Annotated in this window: 17 protein-coding genes; 12 read left to right on the forward strand and 5 right to left on the reverse strand. The window is 65.4% G+C overall.

The window, feature by feature from the left end:
* Positions 1 to 31: 31 nt before the first annotated feature.
* Entirely contained in the window at positions 32 to 622 is a 591-nt protein-coding gene (locus ACNO8S_RS14740; protein ID WP_191449942.1) for a class I SAM-dependent methyltransferase, read from the forward strand.
* A gap of 7 nt (positions 623 to 629) precedes the next feature.
* On the opposite strand, the gene ACNO8S_RS14745 is transcribed toward ACNO8S_RS14740, so the two are convergent.
* Positions 630 to 1,022, reverse strand: a complete 393-nt coding sequence (locus ACNO8S_RS14745; protein ID WP_014041577.1) for a nuclear transport factor 2 family protein — start codon at positions 1,020 to 1,022, stop codon at positions 630 to 632.
* Positions 1,023 to 1,127: 105 nt separating this feature from the next.
* On the opposite strand from ACNO8S_RS14745, the gene mutS reads away from it, so the two are divergent.
* The 9 genes from mutS to ACNO8S_RS14790 all read left to right on the forward strand — a co-directional run bounded on the left by mutS (position 1,128) and on the right by ACNO8S_RS14790 (position 11,652).
* On the forward strand, positions 1,128 to 3,893 hold the full coding sequence (gene mutS / locus ACNO8S_RS14750) for a DNA mismatch repair protein MutS (protein WP_420182183.1): 2,766 nt from the start codon (positions 1,128 to 1,130) through the stop codon (positions 3,891 to 3,893).
* A gap of 74 nt (positions 3,894 to 3,967) precedes the next feature.
* Positions 3,968 to 5,908 carry an ATP-binding protein gene (locus tag ACNO8S_RS14755; protein WP_420182184.1) on the forward strand — a complete coding sequence of 647 codons (1,941 nt, stop codon included), beginning with the start codon at positions 3,968 to 3,970 and terminating at the stop codon, positions 5,906 to 5,908.
* A gap of 99 nt (positions 5,909 to 6,007) precedes the next feature.
* The gene (locus ACNO8S_RS14760; protein WP_420182185.1) at positions 6,008 to 7,024 is read left to right on the forward strand and encodes an ABC transporter ATP-binding protein; all 1,017 of its coding nucleotides are present in this window, start codon (positions 6,008 to 6,010) and stop codon (positions 7,022 to 7,024) included.
* A 19-nt stretch (positions 7,025 to 7,043) separates the two neighbouring features.
* Positions 7,044 to 7,889: an ABC transporter permease gene (locus ACNO8S_RS14765; protein WP_014041581.1), complete on the forward strand. Its 846-nt coding sequence runs from the start codon at positions 7,044 to 7,046 to the stop codon at positions 7,887 to 7,889.
* A 141-nt stretch (positions 7,890 to 8,030) separates the two neighbouring features.
* Positions 8,031 to 8,837 (forward strand): LolA family protein, encoded by an 807-nt coding sequence (locus ACNO8S_RS14770; protein WP_225306729.1) that lies wholly within the window; start codon positions 8,031 to 8,033, stop codon positions 8,835 to 8,837.
* 61 nt (positions 8,838 to 8,898) lie between these two features.
* Complete coding sequence (locus ACNO8S_RS14775) at positions 8,899 to 10,083, forward strand: LolA family protein (protein ID WP_420182186.1); 1,185 nt, start codon at positions 8,899 to 8,901, stop codon at positions 10,081 to 10,083.
* A gap of 364 nt (positions 10,084 to 10,447) precedes the next feature.
* Positions 10,448 to 10,819, forward strand: a complete 372-nt coding sequence (locus ACNO8S_RS14780; protein ID WP_044952077.1) for an ArsR/SmtB family transcription factor — start codon at positions 10,448 to 10,450, stop codon at positions 10,817 to 10,819.
* Position 10,820: 1 nt separating this feature from the next.
* Complete coding sequence (locus ACNO8S_RS14785) at positions 10,821 to 11,132, forward strand: DUF7521 family protein (protein WP_050037211.1); 312 nt, start codon at positions 10,821 to 10,823, stop codon at positions 11,130 to 11,132.
* A gap of 70 nt (positions 11,133 to 11,202) precedes the next feature.
* A complete protein-coding gene (locus ACNO8S_RS14790) occupies positions 11,203 to 11,652 on the forward strand; it encodes a hypothetical protein (RefSeq protein WP_014041585.1) in 450 nt (149 codons plus the stop codon).
* Between the two features lie 14 nt (positions 11,653 to 11,666).
* On the opposite strand, the gene ACNO8S_RS14795 is transcribed toward ACNO8S_RS14790, so the two are convergent.
* The 4 genes from ACNO8S_RS14795 to ACNO8S_RS14810 all read right to left on the reverse strand — a co-directional run bounded on the left by ACNO8S_RS14795 (position 11,667) and on the right by ACNO8S_RS14810 (position 14,047).
* On the reverse strand, positions 11,667 to 11,867 hold the full coding sequence (locus tag ACNO8S_RS14795; protein WP_008307333.1) for a hypothetical protein: 201 nt from the start codon (positions 11,865 to 11,867) through the stop codon (positions 11,667 to 11,669).
* Between the two features lie 63 nt (positions 11,868 to 11,930).
* Complete coding sequence (locus tag ACNO8S_RS14800) at positions 11,931 to 12,437, reverse strand: hypothetical protein (protein ID WP_014041586.1); 507 nt, start codon at positions 12,435 to 12,437, stop codon at positions 11,931 to 11,933.
* An 89-nt stretch (positions 12,438 to 12,526) separates the two neighbouring features.
* Positions 12,527 to 13,795 (reverse strand): HAD family hydrolase, encoded by a 1,269-nt coding sequence (locus ACNO8S_RS14805; RefSeq protein ID WP_014041587.1) that lies wholly within the window; start codon positions 13,793 to 13,795, stop codon positions 12,527 to 12,529.
* Positions 13,796 to 13,903: 108 nt separating this feature from the next.
* Positions 13,904 to 14,047 carry a hypothetical protein gene (locus ACNO8S_RS14810; protein WP_004590504.1) on the reverse strand — a complete coding sequence of 48 codons (144 nt, stop codon included), beginning with the start codon at positions 14,045 to 14,047 and terminating at the stop codon, positions 13,904 to 13,906.
* Positions 14,048 to 14,181: 134 nt separating this feature from the next.
* Between ACNO8S_RS14810 and mutL the strand changes: the two genes are divergently transcribed.
* Positions 14,182 to 16,332 (forward strand): DNA mismatch repair endonuclease MutL, encoded by a 2,151-nt coding sequence (mutL, locus tag ACNO8S_RS14815; RefSeq protein WP_420182187.1) that lies wholly within the window; start codon positions 14,182 to 14,184, stop codon positions 16,330 to 16,332.
* A gap of 80 nt (positions 16,333 to 16,412) precedes the next feature.
* Complete coding sequence (locus ACNO8S_RS14820) at positions 16,413 to 17,357, forward strand: sugar kinase (protein WP_420182188.1); 945 nt, start codon at positions 16,413 to 16,415, stop codon at positions 17,355 to 17,357.
* Positions 17,358 to 17,390: the final 33 nt, after the last annotated feature.

Below are 17,390 nucleotides of genomic sequence, written 5' to 3' on the forward strand. Positions count from 1 at the left end.
CGCCTATCCGGCTTGCACACATAGTGTAGACATGGACCGCAACGAGGTGCGCCACGCGTGGGACAGTGTCTCCGAGACCTACGCCGAGCGGCGCGACCCGACCGGGTCGGACGCAGCCCTGCTCGAACGGCTCCCCGGAGCGCCGACAGTTCTCGACGTAGGCTGTGGTGACGGCGCGCGGACGCTTGCGAACCTCCCGCCGAACAGCGTCGGGCTCGATTTCTCCCGTGCGGGACTGGATCTCGCAGCAGAGACAGTACCGGACAGCCGTCTCGTTCAGGGGGATATGACGGCGCTCCCGGTTGCGACCGACGGCGTTGACGCAGTCACGGCCTACCACGCCGTCTTCCACGTCCCGCAGGACCAGCACCCGACGGTCTACCGTGAGTTCGCTCGCGTGCTCCGACCGGGCGGTACCGTGTTGATGACACTGCCGAGCGGCCAGTTCGAAACCGTCCGGCGCGGCTGGATGGGCGGGTCGATGTTCTTCTCGGCACCGGGTCGGCGGGCGACGCTCGACCAGTTGGCCGACGCTGGTTTCACCGAGACGGAGACGGTCACCGCGACGGACCCCCTCGGGAGCGATAGCGAGTTCGTCTTCGCCACGCTTGACGGCGATTAGCGACCGCCTACTCCCCTAGGTCGTCGGCCGTGCTGACGTGCATGCCGACGAACTGCCACTCGCGCGCCTCGCCGGTAGCTTCGAGGGTCCCGCTCCAGCGCGTGTCGTACTCGTGGCGGACCGTGCCCTCGGTGTCGGTCCAGCACAGGTCGACGGCGTCGCTGAACCACGCGTAGCCCTCGCGTTCTGTCACCCGGAGCGCATGGCTCTCGACAGTCCAGTCGGCCGTCGTCTCGGTCTGTTCCCGTAGTCCTGTTCCGATAGCGCCGGTTCCGACCAGTTGTTCAGAGATGCCGAACTTGACCACCGAGCGGTCTGCGTCATCGGCGAAAAAGGGGCCGAGCGGCTCGCCGGCCCGGAGCGCGGCGTAGTAGGCCGCGATAGTCTCTGCTGCGTTCATACTCGGCCCTACGGCCTGTGGCCCCTTCACTGGCCACGCCCGGCGGCCGCGAACACGCTCTCCCGACCCGCAATCCTTACGCCCGGGACGGCCACACGGACGTGTATGACAGAGGCGACGGGAATCGTCGGGGAGTTCCTCACGCTCAAGGAGGGGACCGACGCGGACCTGCTGGCGATGCAGTGTGGCGACTTCTACGAGTTTTTCGACGAGGACGCCGAAATCGTCGCCGACGAACTCGACCTGAAGGTGAGCCAGAAGTCCTCGCATGGCTCGTCGTACCCGATGGCGGGGGTTCCAGTCGACGACCTGACGCCGTACGTCTCCGCGCTGGTCGAGCGGGGCTATCGGGTCGCCATCGCCGACCAGCACGAGACCGAGAACGGCCACGCTCGCGAAATAACGCGGGTCGTTACGCCCGGAACGCATCTAGAGACCGGCGACGAGTCGGCGCAGTACCTCGCCGCGGTGGTTCGGGAGGCCAGCCGGGACGGCGGTGACACCTACGGTATCGCGGCGACGGACGTGACCACGGGCCAGTTCCAGGTCACGCAACTGGACGACGCCGACGCGGGCGAGGCGCTGACGGAACTGTACACGTTCGGGCCGGCCGAGATTCTCCCCGGCCCGGAGCTCCGGAACGACGACGGATTTCTTGACCGCCTGCGCGAGCGGACGGACGCGGCGCTGACGCTCCACGATTCAGCATCGTTCGAGCCGGGGCGGGCGAGCCACACTGTCCGCGAGCAGTTCGGGAGCGAGACGGTCGACAGCGTCGGCATCGGTGACCAGAACGTAGCAGTCCGGGCCGCCGGCGCAGTGCTGTCCTACGTCGAGGACACCGGCGTCGGCACGCTGGCGGCGGTCACGCGCCTGCAAGCGTACGGCGAGCGCGACCACGTCGACCTCGACGCGACGACCCAGCGGAACCTCGAACTCACAGAGACCATGCAGGGCGACAGTTCGGGGTCGCTGTTCGACACTATCGACCACACGGTCACGGCCGCCGGCGGGCGGCTGCTCCAGCAGTGGCTCCAGCGGCCCCGGCGAAACCGGACCGAACTCCAGCGCCGGCAGTCCTGCGTGGCGGCGCTGTCGGAGGCGGCGATGGCCCGCGAGCGGATTCGAGAGACGCTGTCGGACGCCTACGACCTCGAACGGCTGGCGGCGCGGGCCACGTCGGGGAGCGCCGACGCGCGGGACCTGCGAGCAGTTCAGGAAACGCTGGCGCTGCTCGGACGGGTCGCCGACGCCGTGACCGAGACCGAGCGGCTGGCCGAGTCGCCGCTTGCCGACGCGCTCGACGGGGCCGACCGCGAGGCGGCCGACGCGCTGGCCGCGGACCTCGACAGCGCACTGGTCGCTGACCCGCCGGGAACGATCCGGCAGGGCGGACTGTTCAAACGGGGGTACGACGACGACCTCGACGAGATCATCGACGAGCACGAGGCCGCTCTGGAGTGGCTGGAGACGCTGCCGGACCGCGAGAAGGAGCGGACCGGCATCACCCACCTCTCTGTCGACCGGAACAAGACCGACGGCTACTACATCCAGGTCGGCAAGAGCGAGACCGATGCCGTCCCCGAGGAGTACCAGCACATCAAGACGCTGAAAAACTCGAAGCGGTACACGACACCCGAACTCGACGAGAAAGAGCGGGACGTGCTGCGCTTGGAGGAGCGCCGCCACGACATGGAGTACGAGCACTTCCAGCGGCTCCGGGCGCGCGTGGCTGAGCACGCGACGCTACTGCAGGACGTGGGCCGGACGCTGGCGGAACTGGACGCATTCGCGTCACTGGCGGTCCATGCCGTCGAGAACGACTGGACCCGGCCGGCGGTCGTCGACGGCAACGAACTATCCATCGAGGCCGGCCGTCATCCGGTCGTCGAACAGACCACCGAGTTCGTCCCGAACGATCTCTACATGGACGACGACCGACAGTTCCTCATCGTCACCGGGCCGAACATGAGCGGGAAGTCGACGTATATGCGCCAGGCGGCGCTCATCACGCTGCTTGCCCAGGTGGGCAGTTTCGTGCCAGCGCGGTCGGCGACAGTCGGTCTGGTGGACGGCATCTTCACCCGCGTCGGCGCGCTGGACGAACTCGCGCAGGGCCGCTCGACGTTCATGGTCGAGATGCAGGAGCTATCCAATATTCTCCACTCGGCCACCGACGAGTCGCTGGTGATTCTGGACGAGGTGGGTCGCGGAACCGCTACCTTCGACGGCATCTCTATCGCCTGGGCGGCGACGGAGTACATCGTCAATTCCATTCAGTCCAAGACGCTGTTTGCCACCCACTACCACGAACTGACGGCGCTGGGCGAGGAGCTACCGGCCGTCGAGAACGTCCACGTCGCGGTCGACGGCGAGCCGCGGTCCGCGGAGGGCGACGGCGACGTGACGTTCCTCCGAACGGTCCGGGACGGGCCGACCGACCGCTCCTACGGCGTCCACGTCGCCGACCTCGCCGGCGTCCCCGAGCCGGTCGTCGGTCGCTCACAGGAGGTGCTCGACCGCCTGCGCGACGACAAGGCCATCGAGATTCGGGGGAGCGAGCGGGACGACGGCGGGACGACACAGGCCGTCTTCGACCTGGATTCGGGGCAGTTCAGGGACGGCGCGGCCGGGTCGGCGGGCACGTCAGCCGATTCGGGGACTGAGCCGGTTGCGGCCGACGGCGATCCCGAACACGCGCCCGGCGAGTCCGCAGCCGAGGGTCCTGCAGGCGACGCGGCTGCAGCGTCGCTCGACCCGGAAACCGAGGCCGTCCTGTCGGAACTGACGGAACTGGACGTCAACGAGACGCCGCCGGTCGAGCTGATGGCGAAAGTACAGGAGTGGCAGGCTGAACTGGACGACGAGTAGCAGACGCCACCCGATTTTCAACGGAGATACTCACGCCCGAAAGGGTATAGGGGAGTTGTCACTGCTAGAAGGCAATGACCGACCGGATCCGCGTTCTCCACGTCGACGACGACCCGGCTGTCGTCGAAGCGGCCACGAGCGCTCTGGAACAGGAGCACTGTGGCATCACGGTCGAGACAGCGACGAGCGTTGCCGACGGCATCGAACGGCTCGACAGCGACGCGTTCGACTGTGTCGTCGCCGGCTACGACCTGCCGGAGCAGACCGGCGTCGAGTTCCTCGACGCGGTCCGCAAGCGAGCGCCGGACCTGCCGTTCGTCCTGTTCACCAGCGAGGGGAGCGAAGCAGCCGCCAGCGACGCGATTTCCGCCGGTGTCACCGAATATATCCGGGTCGACGGCGGCGCCGAGCCGTACGCACGGCTCGCACACACCGTCGTCGACGCCGTCGAACGGACAGCCGACAACATCGAACACGCACAGAGCACGCGACGCGAGCGCGCTATCGAGGAGCTACACTCCACCGCCAGGGCGTTCATGCGAGCCACGACTGAGGATGCGGTTGCCCAAGTCACAGTGGACACCGCCAGAACCATCCTCAATATGCCGGCCAACGGCGTCCACTTCGCCGACGGCGACAGCCTGTATCCGGTCGCCTGGACCGAACAGGTCGAGGAACTCATCGGCACGCCCCCGGTGTTCGAGGCCGGAGAAGCGCTCGCGTGGCAGGCTTTCGAAACCGGCGAGGCCCGGGTCCACGACGATATCACGTCGAGCCCGGACCGGTACAACCCGGAGACGGATATCCGCAGCGAGCTCATCCTTCCGCTCGGGGACCACGGCGTCCTCCTCATCGGGTCGAGCGAGGTCAGTGCGTTCGACGACACGGACGTCACACTCGCACGGACGCTCTCGGTCCACGCGACGGCGGCGCTTAACCGTCTCGACCGTGATCGCCAGCTCCGCGAGGAACGCGAGTTCATCGACCAGGCGCTGGATACGCTCGACGACCTGTTCTACGTCATCGGCACGGACGGCAGCCTTCGGCGGTGGAACGAGCGCATCCCCGAAGTCACGGGATACAGCGACGACGAAATCGGCGATATGGCTGTCGCTGACTTCTTCCCCGATGACGAGCACGGGGCAGTCGAAGCAGCGATAGACGAGACGCGAACCACCGGCCGAGTAACTCTCGAAGCCGAGATTCTGACTGCCGATGGAGAGCGGATTCCGTACGAGTTTGCCGGCACCCGGTTGACAGACGCTGATGGAGCGGTCGCCGGGACCGTGGGTATCGGGCGGGACATCTCCCAGCGCAGGGCGTACGAACGGCAACTGGAGCGAAAGAACGAGCGCCTCGACGAGTTCACCAGTATCGTCAGCCACGACCTCCGAAACCCATTGACAGTCGCGGAGGGGAATCTGGAACTGGCCAAAACAGAATGTGACAGTGACTATCTTGACGAGGTCTCGCGTTCCCACGAGCGAATGCGAGCGCTGATAGACGACCTCCTCACCTTCGCACGCGCCGGCGAAACGGCGACCGACCTCGAATCCGTCACGCTCGCAAACATCGCCGAGGAGTGCTGGCAGACCGTCGAGGGGGACCGGGCGACGCTCGTCGTCGAGGCCGACCGTCAGATCCGGGCTGATACGGCGAAACTCCGCCGGCTGGTGTCGAACCTCCTCCGGAACAGCGTGGAACACGGATCCACGCGCGCTCAGGCACCGTCCGACCGCACCGCGGAACACGACGAGGAGAACCTAACTGTGCGAGTCGGGACAGTCGAAGACACGGATCGGCACGGTTTCTACGTCGCCGACGACGGGCCGGGCATTCCATCGGAGGACCGCGAACAGGTGTTCGAGGGGGGCTACTCGACCGGCGAGAACGGGACCGGGTTCGGGCTCAAAATCGTCCAGCGGATCGCCGAGGTTCACGGGTGGACGGTCACAGCCACCGAGAGCGAGGCCGGCGGCGCGCGGTTCGAGGTGACGGGGCTCGAACCTGCCTGAGCAGGCAGGCCAGTCGCCGAGTGCGGGCCAGCGACATCTGCGGCAGGCCCACTGCGGGACGTGACTGACCTTTTGGTTCTGAAGCCCTCAGTGTCGGTAATGTCATCCCAGCGCCCGCCCCGGCGGGGCTCACGGACCGCCGAGCAGTCGGCTGCGCCGCGGGACGGAGCGACGCCCGCACTCGCCGTCGAGGGGTTGTCAAAGCAGTTCGGTAGCGGTGCGGACGCGGTGACGGCCGTCAACGACGTGTCGTTTCGCATCGAGCAAGGCACCGTTGTCGGCCTGCTGGGACCCAACGGGGCGGGCAAGACAACGACGATAAAATCGATTCTCGGGCTGGTGTTGCCTGATTCCGGAAGTGTTCGGATACAGGGTATCGACATGAGCGAGAACCCGCGGGCAGCCTACCGCCACGTCGACGGGATGCTCGAAGGGGCGCGAAACGACTACTGGCGGCTGACCGTCCGGGAGAACCTGCGCTATTTCTCGACCATCAAGGGCGTCAAGCCGGATGCCGTCGCCGACCGTCACGAGCGGCTGCTGGCGAAACTCGACCTCCTGGAGAAGGCCGACGAGCCGGTTCGGGACCTCTCCCGCGGGATGAAACAGAAGGTGTCGCTGGCGAGTGTGCTGGCCAGCGAGTCCGATCTGGTGTTTCTCGACGAACCGACGCTGGGACTCGACGTCGAAAGCTCGCTGACGCTGCGTCGGGAACTGCGCCGCATCGTCGACGAGCGCGACCTCACGGCTGTCGTCAGCAGCCACGACATGGATGTCATCGAGGACGTCTGCGACCGGGTCATCATCATGAACGAGGGAGAGATCATCGCAGACGACAGCGTGGCGGCCGTCCTCGACCAGTTCACCGCGAACGCGTTCGCCGTCACCAGTCCGGACATCACCGACGACCTGCTTGCGACCGTCCGGGAGCGCTTCGAGGTGGTCGACGTGACGAGCGTCGAACGGGGCCGGCGCGTCGAGGTAGCGACCGATAGCGACGGGTTCTACCGCCTGCTTGCGCTGTGTCGCGACCACGATGTGACGCTTGCCACCGTCGGCACGGTCGAACCGGGTCTGGAGGACGTGTTCGTCGAAATCACGGGGAAGAAACGATGAGAGTGGCGGAGACGAGACGATGACCGCGAGCGCCGACACGCGCACAGAGGACAGTGATGGGACCAGTGCCCAGGCTGTCAGAGCCGCCATGCAGGCGGGCTATCTCGACCTCGCGCGGGCGGTGCTGTACCGCGAGTACCTCATCTTCGTCCGCTATCCGGCCAACGCCGTCGGCGGTATCGTCATCTCGGTGTTTTTCTTCGGCCTGCTGTTCTACGGCGGCCGGATGCTCGCGGGACAGGCAATAACCGACTCCATCGAGGGCATCATCGTCGGCTACTTCCTGTGGTCGCTTTCCGTCGGCGCGTACCAGTCCATCTCGAACGACATCGGGAGCGAGGCCCAGTGGGGCACGCTCGAACGGCACGTCATGACGCCGTTTGGCTTCGCGCCGGTCGCGTTCTGCAAGGGTGTCGCGAAAGTCGTCCGGACGTTCATCACCTCGACAGTGGTGCTGGCGGTGATGCTTGCGATTACCGGGACGACGCTCCAGTTGAACGTCCTGACTGTGGTCGTCGTCGCGTCGCTGACTATCGCCTCGGTGCTTGGTCTGGGATTCGCTGCCGGCGGCGTCGCGGTGCTGTACAAGCGCATCGGGAACTGGCTCAATCTGCTCCAGTTCGGGTTCATTATCCTCATCTCCGCGCCCGTGTTCGAGCTCGGCTGGACGCGGGTGCTGCCGCTGGCCCACGGGAGCGCGCTCCTCCAGCGGGCGATGGTCGACGGGACCCGACTCTGGCAGTTCTCGGCCATCGACTTGGGGCTCCTCGTCGGCGTCCCGGTCGGCTACGTCCTGCTGGGGTACGTCGTGTTCCAGTACACGACCCGTCGGGCCAGACGACTCGGCGTACTCGGCGACTACTGACTTCGGTAGACAGGAGGTTTTACTTGAGGTGCCGGTTATGTGATAGGTAACACTCTCGCTCGGGCTACGCACACAGCGTCGGGCGGTCCTCTGCCCTGCACCCCACAAATGGTCACTCGATATCTCTCATCGGAACGGCTGGTGCCCACCATTGCGACAGTGGTCGTCGTTGGTGTGCTGGCTGTTGCGACGTGGTCGCTCGTGTTCGCGAGTGACGGCGCCGCCGACCAACCCCAGATCGACAGGGACGTACAGCAACGCTACGAGTCGATAGACGGTGTCAGCGCGACCCAGACGACGATAGTCTCACAGAACGGGACAGTTACGAGCAGAACAACCTACGACGCGACGCTCCAACCGGGGACCCAGAAGAAACGGCTCGTACTCGTCAACAGTACGTCACAGGCGAATGACGTGCGTCTCTCGGACGGGTCGACGCTGTGGCTGTACAACGACAGTCGTGGAAGGGCAACACGAATACCCCTCTCCGAGACTGAGTCCGACAGAGGTGAGCGGCTACAGCGCCTCTTCACAAAACTCGACGAGTCGACAGCGGACCCCCGGTCAGTTGAACCACTCCCCGTTGTCCCTCGAGGCGAGCGATGGCCGGTCAACTCAACCGAGGGGATGACCGTCAGCTACCGGGGCACAGAGCCGGTTGACGGCCGCGAAGCGTACGTCGTCCATGTGACGCCGAGAAACGGGACAAAAGCATACGAGCAAACCGTCTGGGTCGACACACAGCGGTTTTTCCCGGCCAAGCAGCGGACTGCCTGGACGGCAGACGAGAAGCACACAGTCGTGACGACGAGGTATGCGAACGTCACGTACGACACCGGAGTTCCCCATGACGAGTTTGCCCCCGACTTCCCGGACGACACAGCAGTCAGCGTTCCGGAACCATCAGATAGGAGGTTTTACCTGCGCTGCCAGTTATGTGCTACATAATATTGTCGTTCAGACAGACCGAACGCAGTCGGGCAGTTCCCCACACCCGGTAACCTGATATATGGCCACTCGACACCTCACATCGGAACGACTGGTCCTCACCGTCGCGACGGTCGTCGTCGTTGGTGTACTGGCTGTTGCGATCTGGTCGCTTGCGTTCGCGAGTACCGGAACCGCTGATCAGCCCCAGATCGACGCGGACGTACAACAACGCTACCAGTCGATAGACGGTGTGAACGCGACACAGACGACGACGATCACCCGGAACGGGACAGTTGCGAGCCGGACGACCTACGACGCCGCGCTCCGGCCGGGGACCCAGAAGAAACGGCTGGTGGTCGTCAACAGCACCGTCGAGCGATACGACCGCCGAGTGTCGAACGGGTCGATGCTGTGGCTGTACGACCAGCGCCGCGCGAAGGCGACACGCATCTCTCTCAGCAAAACCGATTCAGACCAGGGTGAGCGGCTGCAGCGTCTGTTTGCGAATCTCAACATGGAGACGACAACCGACACGACGACCGACTCACCGTCGGTTGAGCCGTTGCCCGTCGTTCCCCGCAGCGAGCAGCGGCCGACCGTCTCTGCTGGCTCGATGAGCGTCAGTTATCGCGGTACTGAATCAATCGACGGGCGTGAAGCCTACGTCATTCATGTGGCACCGAAAGACGACACAGCGGCCTACGAGCAGACGGTCTGGGTGGACACAGAGCAGTTCTTCCCGGTGAAAAAGCGCACTGCGTGGACAGCCGACGGTGAGCGAACAGTCGTGACGACGACGCACACGAACGTCACCTACGACACCGGTGTGTCCGAGGACGTGTTTACCCCCAACTTCCCCGACAACACGACTGTCACTGTCCCAGAGACGCCCGAAAGACAGACCTACGAGTCGGTCGGTGCGCTCGAAGCCGACACCGAGATCCAGGTTCCGGAGCCCGACATCCCGCCGGGGTACGAACTGACCTACGCGACGCAGACGCGGGGGCGGATCCACAGCGTCGGCCTCCGCTACATGAACCGGACCAGTCTCATCACTGTCGGCAAATACGACCGGCCCGCTAACAGGGACAGCGCCAGCGGAGCGGTGACAATCGACGGGCAACCGGCACAGGTCAGCTACGGACTGACAACCTCAGTTTCGTGGAGCTGTGAGCGCTACCGATACACCGTTCGCGGTGAGGGCGTGTCCGCGGACCGACTCGTCACGGTCGGCCAGTCAATCGGCTGTCCCGGCGGCGAGTGAGCACCCTCGCTGGCATATCAAGCCGCCGTTTTCTGGGCCAGAAGTTCGACTGCACGTTATATTATGGAACCGCTCCTCAATTCGAGTGCAGCGGCCCTGACAACACCGTGCCACCAGCGCCCTCCGGCAATAGCCGCTGTCTGTCCACCATACTGCCCTATGGTTCCCCAGGGCCGCCACCCTGGGGGGAATGTGGGCCAGGCCGCCCGCGAACTGGTCCCCCTACCTCGCCCCACCTTCGCCCAAGGGCGGTGCCCTGACCCCACCGGTCTCCGCTGACACTGCGCCCTTCTCCGACGCGGCTGACTTCTGACTCGGAAACTGACGGGACCTTTTATTCGGGGACGGGACGTTGGTCCAGTACGTGAGTGAGGACCCGGCCGTGGGCGACATCCTCGACCTGCTCAGTGACGAGTACGCCCGGGACATCCTCGCAGCAACGAGTGTCAAACCCATGTCCGCGAAACAGCTCGCCGACCAGTGTGAGATGTCACAACCGACCGTGTACAGACGGGTCGAGTGGCTTCAGGAGTACGGCCTCATAGAGGAACAGACCCAGATAGAGACGGGCGGCAACGACTACAGCGTGTTCGCTGCCACGCTCTCGGAGTTCTCGCTGGCGCTTGCTGACGGTGACTTCGAAACCGAGATCGAGCGGACCGAACCGCCGGCGTTCCCGGGACAGGATGAACAGGACACCGCGGACCGATTCACAAAAATGTGGGAGAATCTCTGATATGGTCGCCATCGAGACGCTGATGGACTGGCTCATCACCGCCCTGGCGTTCGGCTCGACAGTACTGGGTGGATACGTCGGCTACCAGGCCTACCGGGGGTATCGCCGGCACAACAGCCGCGCGATGCAGTACCTCTCAGTCGGGCTGTTCTGCCTCACGGCGGTGGCCTTCGTCGTCGCGTTCACCGGGTCGGTCCTCCTTCGCCAGGGCCTGCTCGACAGCCAGTTCCAGCAACCGCTGACACTCGTCACTCGCGCCTTCCAGTTCGTCGGCGTCCTCTTTATCGCGTACTCGCTCCACTCCCGGGAGTGAGAGTCGGAATGTGTGTGGCGAATCACGGCCGTCCCGAACCGCTGAAGGGTCTCAGGGGGAAAGGATACGTATGGCGCAAACTGCGGGGGGACGGCCGACGGTCCGCATCGACGGGGCTGACCCGGTATTGCTCCCCTGGGACGTTGCACCCGAAACGCTCCCCTTCGATGTCGTCCGCGGCCCAGTCGCGTTCGAGTGTGCCTCCGGCGACCGGATCGAACGGGAGTACACCGGCATCGCTGTGTTCGACCTGTTAGAGGCGGCGGCGATGCCCGGCGACACGACCCACGTCCAGTTCGAATCGGCGAACGGCGACCTGGCGTGTATTCCACTTGCGGACCTCAACGACGCGGTGCTCGCGCTGGGCGACGGTCCCGGAACCGAGCCGGGGCGACCGCGGTTCGTCTCGCCCCGCGTGCTCGGCCCACGAACCGTCAAGAACGTCTGCCGGCTGCGGCCGCGGGCGCTCGCCGCCGGCGCTGACCGTGAGGCCTACGAGCGGCTGCCGCTGGACGAGTGACGCCGGACGACTGACTACTCCAGCAGGCCGATGTCCTTCGCCAGGCGGTCGGCGAGTTCTTCCAGCACATCGGGGTCGACCTCGGCGACCGGCTCACCGTCGTGGAGCTGCTCGTTGTGGCGCGCGACGGCGTCCTCGACGTCCTCGAAGGCGACCGATGTCCGCGTCCCGCACTCCTCGCATACGACCGGAATCTCGGGCTGGTCAGCTGTCATTAGCGGCAGTTTAGCTCGCTCCCCGATAAACGGACCGGAGCGTCAGCCGGGCGCACCTGGCAGTCACTCCAGGACGCTCTTGGGCCGCTTGAGGTAGAACGCCTGCTCGGTGACGCGCTCGTAGACGGCATACAGCGTCTCGACGGCGGCCAGGTCGGGGTCGAACTGCAGGTGCGGCGCGGTGTGGTACGCCTTGCAACTGGTCAGGAAGAAGTACAGCGTCCGGTGGTGGGCCGGCGTCGCGTCGACGACACCCATCGACTGCCCGCCCAGATCGTCCGAAAAGTCGTTGAGCAGACCGGCAATATCGTCGTTCAGTTGCTCGTCGGGCCGAGTGAGCGGCGCACCGAGCGTCTGCTGGAGGAACTCGCTCGTCGCCCGCAGGAACGGGTTCGAGTCCATCCCCGTCGGGTCCACCCCACTGAACGCGTCGTACAGGTCGAGCAGCGCCGTCAGTTCGTCGTCGGTCAGCGCGATGGGTTTGACGGGGTCGCCCTGCGGGAGCGAGTAGTCCGGGAAGGAGTACGACTGCGGGTCCGGCACCTGCCCGAACACGGTATCGAGACTCATGGTAGCAGTTCGGTCGGCCGACGCCTAACTGTTGGGTGGGACGCATGTCCGAATCGGGAACGAACCACAGCAACAGATGGGGCGTCGGCTCACTCGCCCTGCTCGTCCAGTTGCTCAACGAGGCTAATACCGTAGATAGTCCGCAACACCGTGCTAGCGTCGCCGGCCTCGTACACCAGGTCGTCCCTCGAACTGACGTGGTCGAGCACGTCGGGCGAGGAATGCGCGGGCGCGGCGGCGATGCCGGCGTCGTTCTCGTCGACCCAGCGCATCACTCGCAGGTCGCTCTTGCTGTCGCCCATCACGAGCGCGAACGGGTCGTCGATGCCGAGCACGTCGAAGGCCTCCTCGACGCCGGCGGACTTGTCCAGTTCGAGGCTCACGAGTTCGGCCGCGTCGCCCTCGTAGTAGCCCAGGTCGACGCGTTCGAGGATGTCGCGGAACGCCTCGGGCGCGTCGTCGATGTCGGCGTCGGTCGACAGGTCGCTCGCCGCCAGCACGTCCAGAATCTCCGGGTCGCGGCTGAAGTAGGCCCGCGCGTAGCCTGCGGGGTCGTCGACTTCGGCGTCGACCTGTGTGGCGATAGCGTCGCCAACGAGGCCACAGAGGTACCGCAGCGACTCGTCGATGATTTCGACGGCGTTGTCGCTGCCGACCTCGGCGTTGGGTTTCAGCGTGACGTTGAACTCGTTGCCCTGGAGGTGACAGCGCTTGCCGACGGCGTCGGGGGCCTCCGAGAGGACTCGCCGCCGGACGGTCTCGAACACGTCCACGACCGCTCCGTCGAGGCGTTCGTAGAGCAGTCGCTTGGTGTCCTCGCCGTGTTTGGGCGTGAACACGCCGTTACCGGACTCGTAGACGATGCTCATCTGGCCGGAGGAGACGAGATCGTTGCCAAGCCCCTGTATCATGAACCCCTTGACGTTCTCCAGCGTCTGGCCGGTACAGACGACGATAGGGACGCCCGCTTCGTGGAACTGCGTCAGGAGATACAGCGTGTCACGGGGGATTTCGTTGTCGGTGTCACCGGCCGACCGGAGCGTCTCGTCGACGTCCAGCACGAGCACGTTCACCGACCGGTCGTACTTCGAGTAGAGGTCGAGCGCGGTAAAGGCCTCGTCGCGGGTCAGCCGGGCCGCGATTTCCGCATAGGTCTCGCCGGTCCCGGGAAACTCGTCAGTGATGTCGGATTTGAGAGCGTCAAGGCGGTCACTGGCGGTTTCCCACTGTTCCAGGGCGACAGTCGAGCTGAGCGGAGGAAACAGGTCGACGAACTCCTGATAGCCACGCAGCGTCGTCGTGTCTACGCTCTTATACAGACGGTAGAGTTGGTCGTATTGTTCCATGTCGATATCCACAGGATAGTGGCGACTAACGGCGAGCGTACTTTAGCTATCGGGTTTGCGATACTCACACACGACAAAAAATGGCTGGTTTGCCAACACCGCATCGAAGGTGTGCCGCTGCTACGCCTCGTCGCCGCCGTCGGTCAGCACCTCGGTTTCGGTCGCCTCCTCGTTGAGGAAGGATGGGAGTTCCTCCTCGTCCTCGTCAGTTGCCTCGTCGTCCGCCGTCGCTTCGGTCCAGGAGCGTTCTCTGTGGTGGCACATAGGTCGTCACCATGGGAGGTTCAGGACTGTTTTGTGTTAACTATTTTCATGACAATGCTGATAGGCACGGCGAAGGCAGACAGTATCAAGTCGCTTCGCCCGTTAGCCGGTGGCAATCACATGCGGAGGCACGTATGACCGATATCCAGCGACTCGACGACCGGACCGTCGAACGCATCGCGGCCGGCGAGGTGGTCGAGCGACCGGCCTCCGTCGTCAAGGAACTGGTCGAGAACGCCATCGACGCCGACGCGAGCCGGGTCGACGTGGTTGTGGAAGCTGGCGGAACCGACGGGATTCGCGTCACGGACGACGGCATCGGGATGGACCGAGAAGCCGTCGAAACGGCCGTCGAGGAGCACACCACGTCGAAAATCCGCGACATTGCAGATCTGGAGGGTGGCGTGGGAACACTCGGGTTCCGCGGCGAGGCGCTGCACGCGATCGGGGCGGTCTCACGGCTGACGATCCGGACCAGACCCCGCGGCGGCGACGTGGGAACCGAACTGGTGCTCGAAGGCGGTGACGTCACGTCAGTCAGCCCCGCCGGCTGTCCGGAGGGGACAACGATGGCGGTAGAAGACCTCTTCTATAACGTCCCAGCCCGCCGGAAGTACCTCAAACAAGAGTCGACGGAGTTCGCACACGTCAACACCGTCGTCGCCAGCTACGCGCTGGCTAACCCGGACGTGGCCGTCTCGCTGACCCACGGCGACCGCGAAACGTTTTCGACGACCGGCCAAGGCGACCTGCGCGAGACGGTGATGTCCGTCTACGGCCGGGAAGTCGCCGAGTCGATGATCTCGGTCGGAGCAGGTTCGGAAGCGAACGCGGATGGCGACGAGAGTGATAGTTTCCCTGACGGGCCGCTCGACGGCGTCCACGGCCTCGTCTCGCACCCCGAGACGAACCGCGCCGGCCGCGAGTACCTCTCGACGTACGTCAACGGCCGCTATGTCCGGGCCGGTACCGTTCGCGACGCCGTCGTCGACGCCTACGGGACCCAGATCGCGCCGGACCGCTACCCCTTCGCCGTCCTCTTTCTGGACGTGCCCGCGGGCGACGTGGACGTGAACGTCCATCCCCGCAAAATGGAGGTCCGCTTCGCCGACGACGAGGGTGTTCGCGAGCAGGTCCGGACTGCCGTCGAGGACGCGTTGTTGCGGGAAGGGCTACTGCGCTCGACAGCACCGCGTGGCCGGTCGGCACCCGAGCAGACCGAGATAACGCCGGCGTCAGACGGGGCGAACGACAGCGAGCACGAGCGGTCGAGTCCGGACGGCCGGGACACCGGAGACGAAGCAGCAACGCCGGGACGGACGGATACCACCGCAACGGGCAGCGCTGATGCAACAGCACAGGAGCCGGATACCGAGCCCACAGACCGACCGGACAGCACGCAGACCGAGACAGCGGGTAGCCAGTCCTCCGGCACAGCCCAATCCATTCAATCAGCCGACACGAAACGGCCCTCCGCGACCGGCCCAACGGACGATGCGTCGGGCGAATCCGGGGTGCGCGATCCAGAGGGTAGTGTTTCGAGTGGAAATAGCAATGGTGAGCGCCGTGACGCGTCCGCGGCGGGACGGACAGCCACGGAGAGCGAGGGGCGGAAGTTCACCGGCGGCCAAGAGCAGGCACGCCTCGGCGACGCCCCGGAAGTGACCCACGAGTCGCTGCCCTCGATGCGGATTCTCGGACAGTTAGCCGACACCTACGTCGTCGCGGAGACGGACGACGGCCTCGTGCTGGTCGACCAGCACGCGGCCGATGAGCGGGTCAACTACGAGCGGCTCAAGGCCAAGTTCGAAGGCGAAACGACGACGCAGGCACTTGCTAACCCTGTCGAACTGGAACTAACCGCGCGCGAGGCCGAGGTGTTCGACCGGCGTAGCGACGCGCTGGCGAGTCTGGGGTTCCACACGGCGCGCACGGGTGAGCGAAGCATCGAGGTCCGGACCCTTCCGGGCGTCATCGCCGATGCGGCCGGCCCGGACATCGTCAGGGACGTACTGGGCGCGTTCGTCGCCGGCGACGACGAAGCGGCAGCGACGGTCGAAGCGGCGGCGGACGAACTGCTCGGCGACCTGGCGTGTTACCCCTCGGTGACCGGGAACACGTCGCTGACCGAGGGCTCCGTCCGGGAGCTACTCGCCGCACTGGACGACTGTGAGAACCCCTACGCGTGTCCCCACGGACGGCCGACGGTCATCCACATCGACCGGCAGGAACTCGAAGACCGGTTCGAGCGGGATTACCCCGGACACGGCGGTCGGCGGCGGTAACGAGAGATTCCGGCCCGTCCCCAGACACAGCAATCGATACAGCCGATTGAACTAAACCTCCGTCTCCCGATGCACGCGGTATGTCACTCGTAACGTTCGGTGAGACCGCTCTGAGATTTGCACCCCCTGACGGACAGCGATTCGAGACGGCCCGTGAGGCGTCGATTCGCGTCGATGGGACCGCGAGCGGCGTTGCAGCGACGGCCGGCCGACTTGGGGCTGACGCACGGTGGCTCTCGAAGGTCCCGGACACACCGCTCGGACGGCGCGTCGTCGCGGAACTCCACGAGTTCGGGCTGGAGACAGAGGTTGTCTGGGCCGACCCGAGTACCGGCCGGCAAGGGCTCACGTTCCACGAGGACGCCGACCCGCCCCGTGCCGAGCGGCTGCTACAGGACCGCGGCAACACCGCGATGGCGACGCTGACGCCCGGTGAACTTCCGATGGGCGAGATACAGAACGCGGACGTGGTGTTCACCTCTGGCGCAACCCTCTCACTTTCTGACACAGCCGCCGACACGACGGGGGCGTTACTCAGAGCGGCCGCAGGAATGCGAGCATTCGATCTCGATTTCCATCCGGGGCTATGGGACGCCGAGGACGCCCGCGACGCGCTTGCAGACCTGCTACCGGCCGTCGATACTCTCTTTGCCGCCGAAGAGCAGGTTTCCGCGGTGTTTGACACGACTGGGAGTCCGCGCGAAGTCGCTCACACGCTCGCGACGGAGTACGACCTCACCCGCGTGATTCTCACACGGAGCGAGTACGGCGCGGTGGCCTACCACGACGGCGTCATTCACGAGCAAGATGCCATCGAGACGACCGCGGTCGACGAATCGGGACAACACGAGGCCTTCATCGGCGCGACGCTCCAGCAACTGGCCGCCGGCGCTGACACGGACGAAGCGCTGCTCCACGGTGTCGCAGCAGCAGCCCTCTCCCGGACACTGTCTGGACCGTTGACACCGCTCGAACCGTCCGAAGTTGAGCGCCTCGTCGATTCACAGCAGTCCAGACGGCCGTAGGGAGTCCCTACCGGCAGTACTGATTTACGTCCA

This window comes from Haloarcula sp. KBTZ06 (genome assembly GCF_048595605.1).
Taxonomy (GTDB): domain Archaea; phylum Halobacteriota; class Halobacteria; order Halobacteriales; family Haloarculaceae; genus Haloarcula; species Haloarcula hispanica.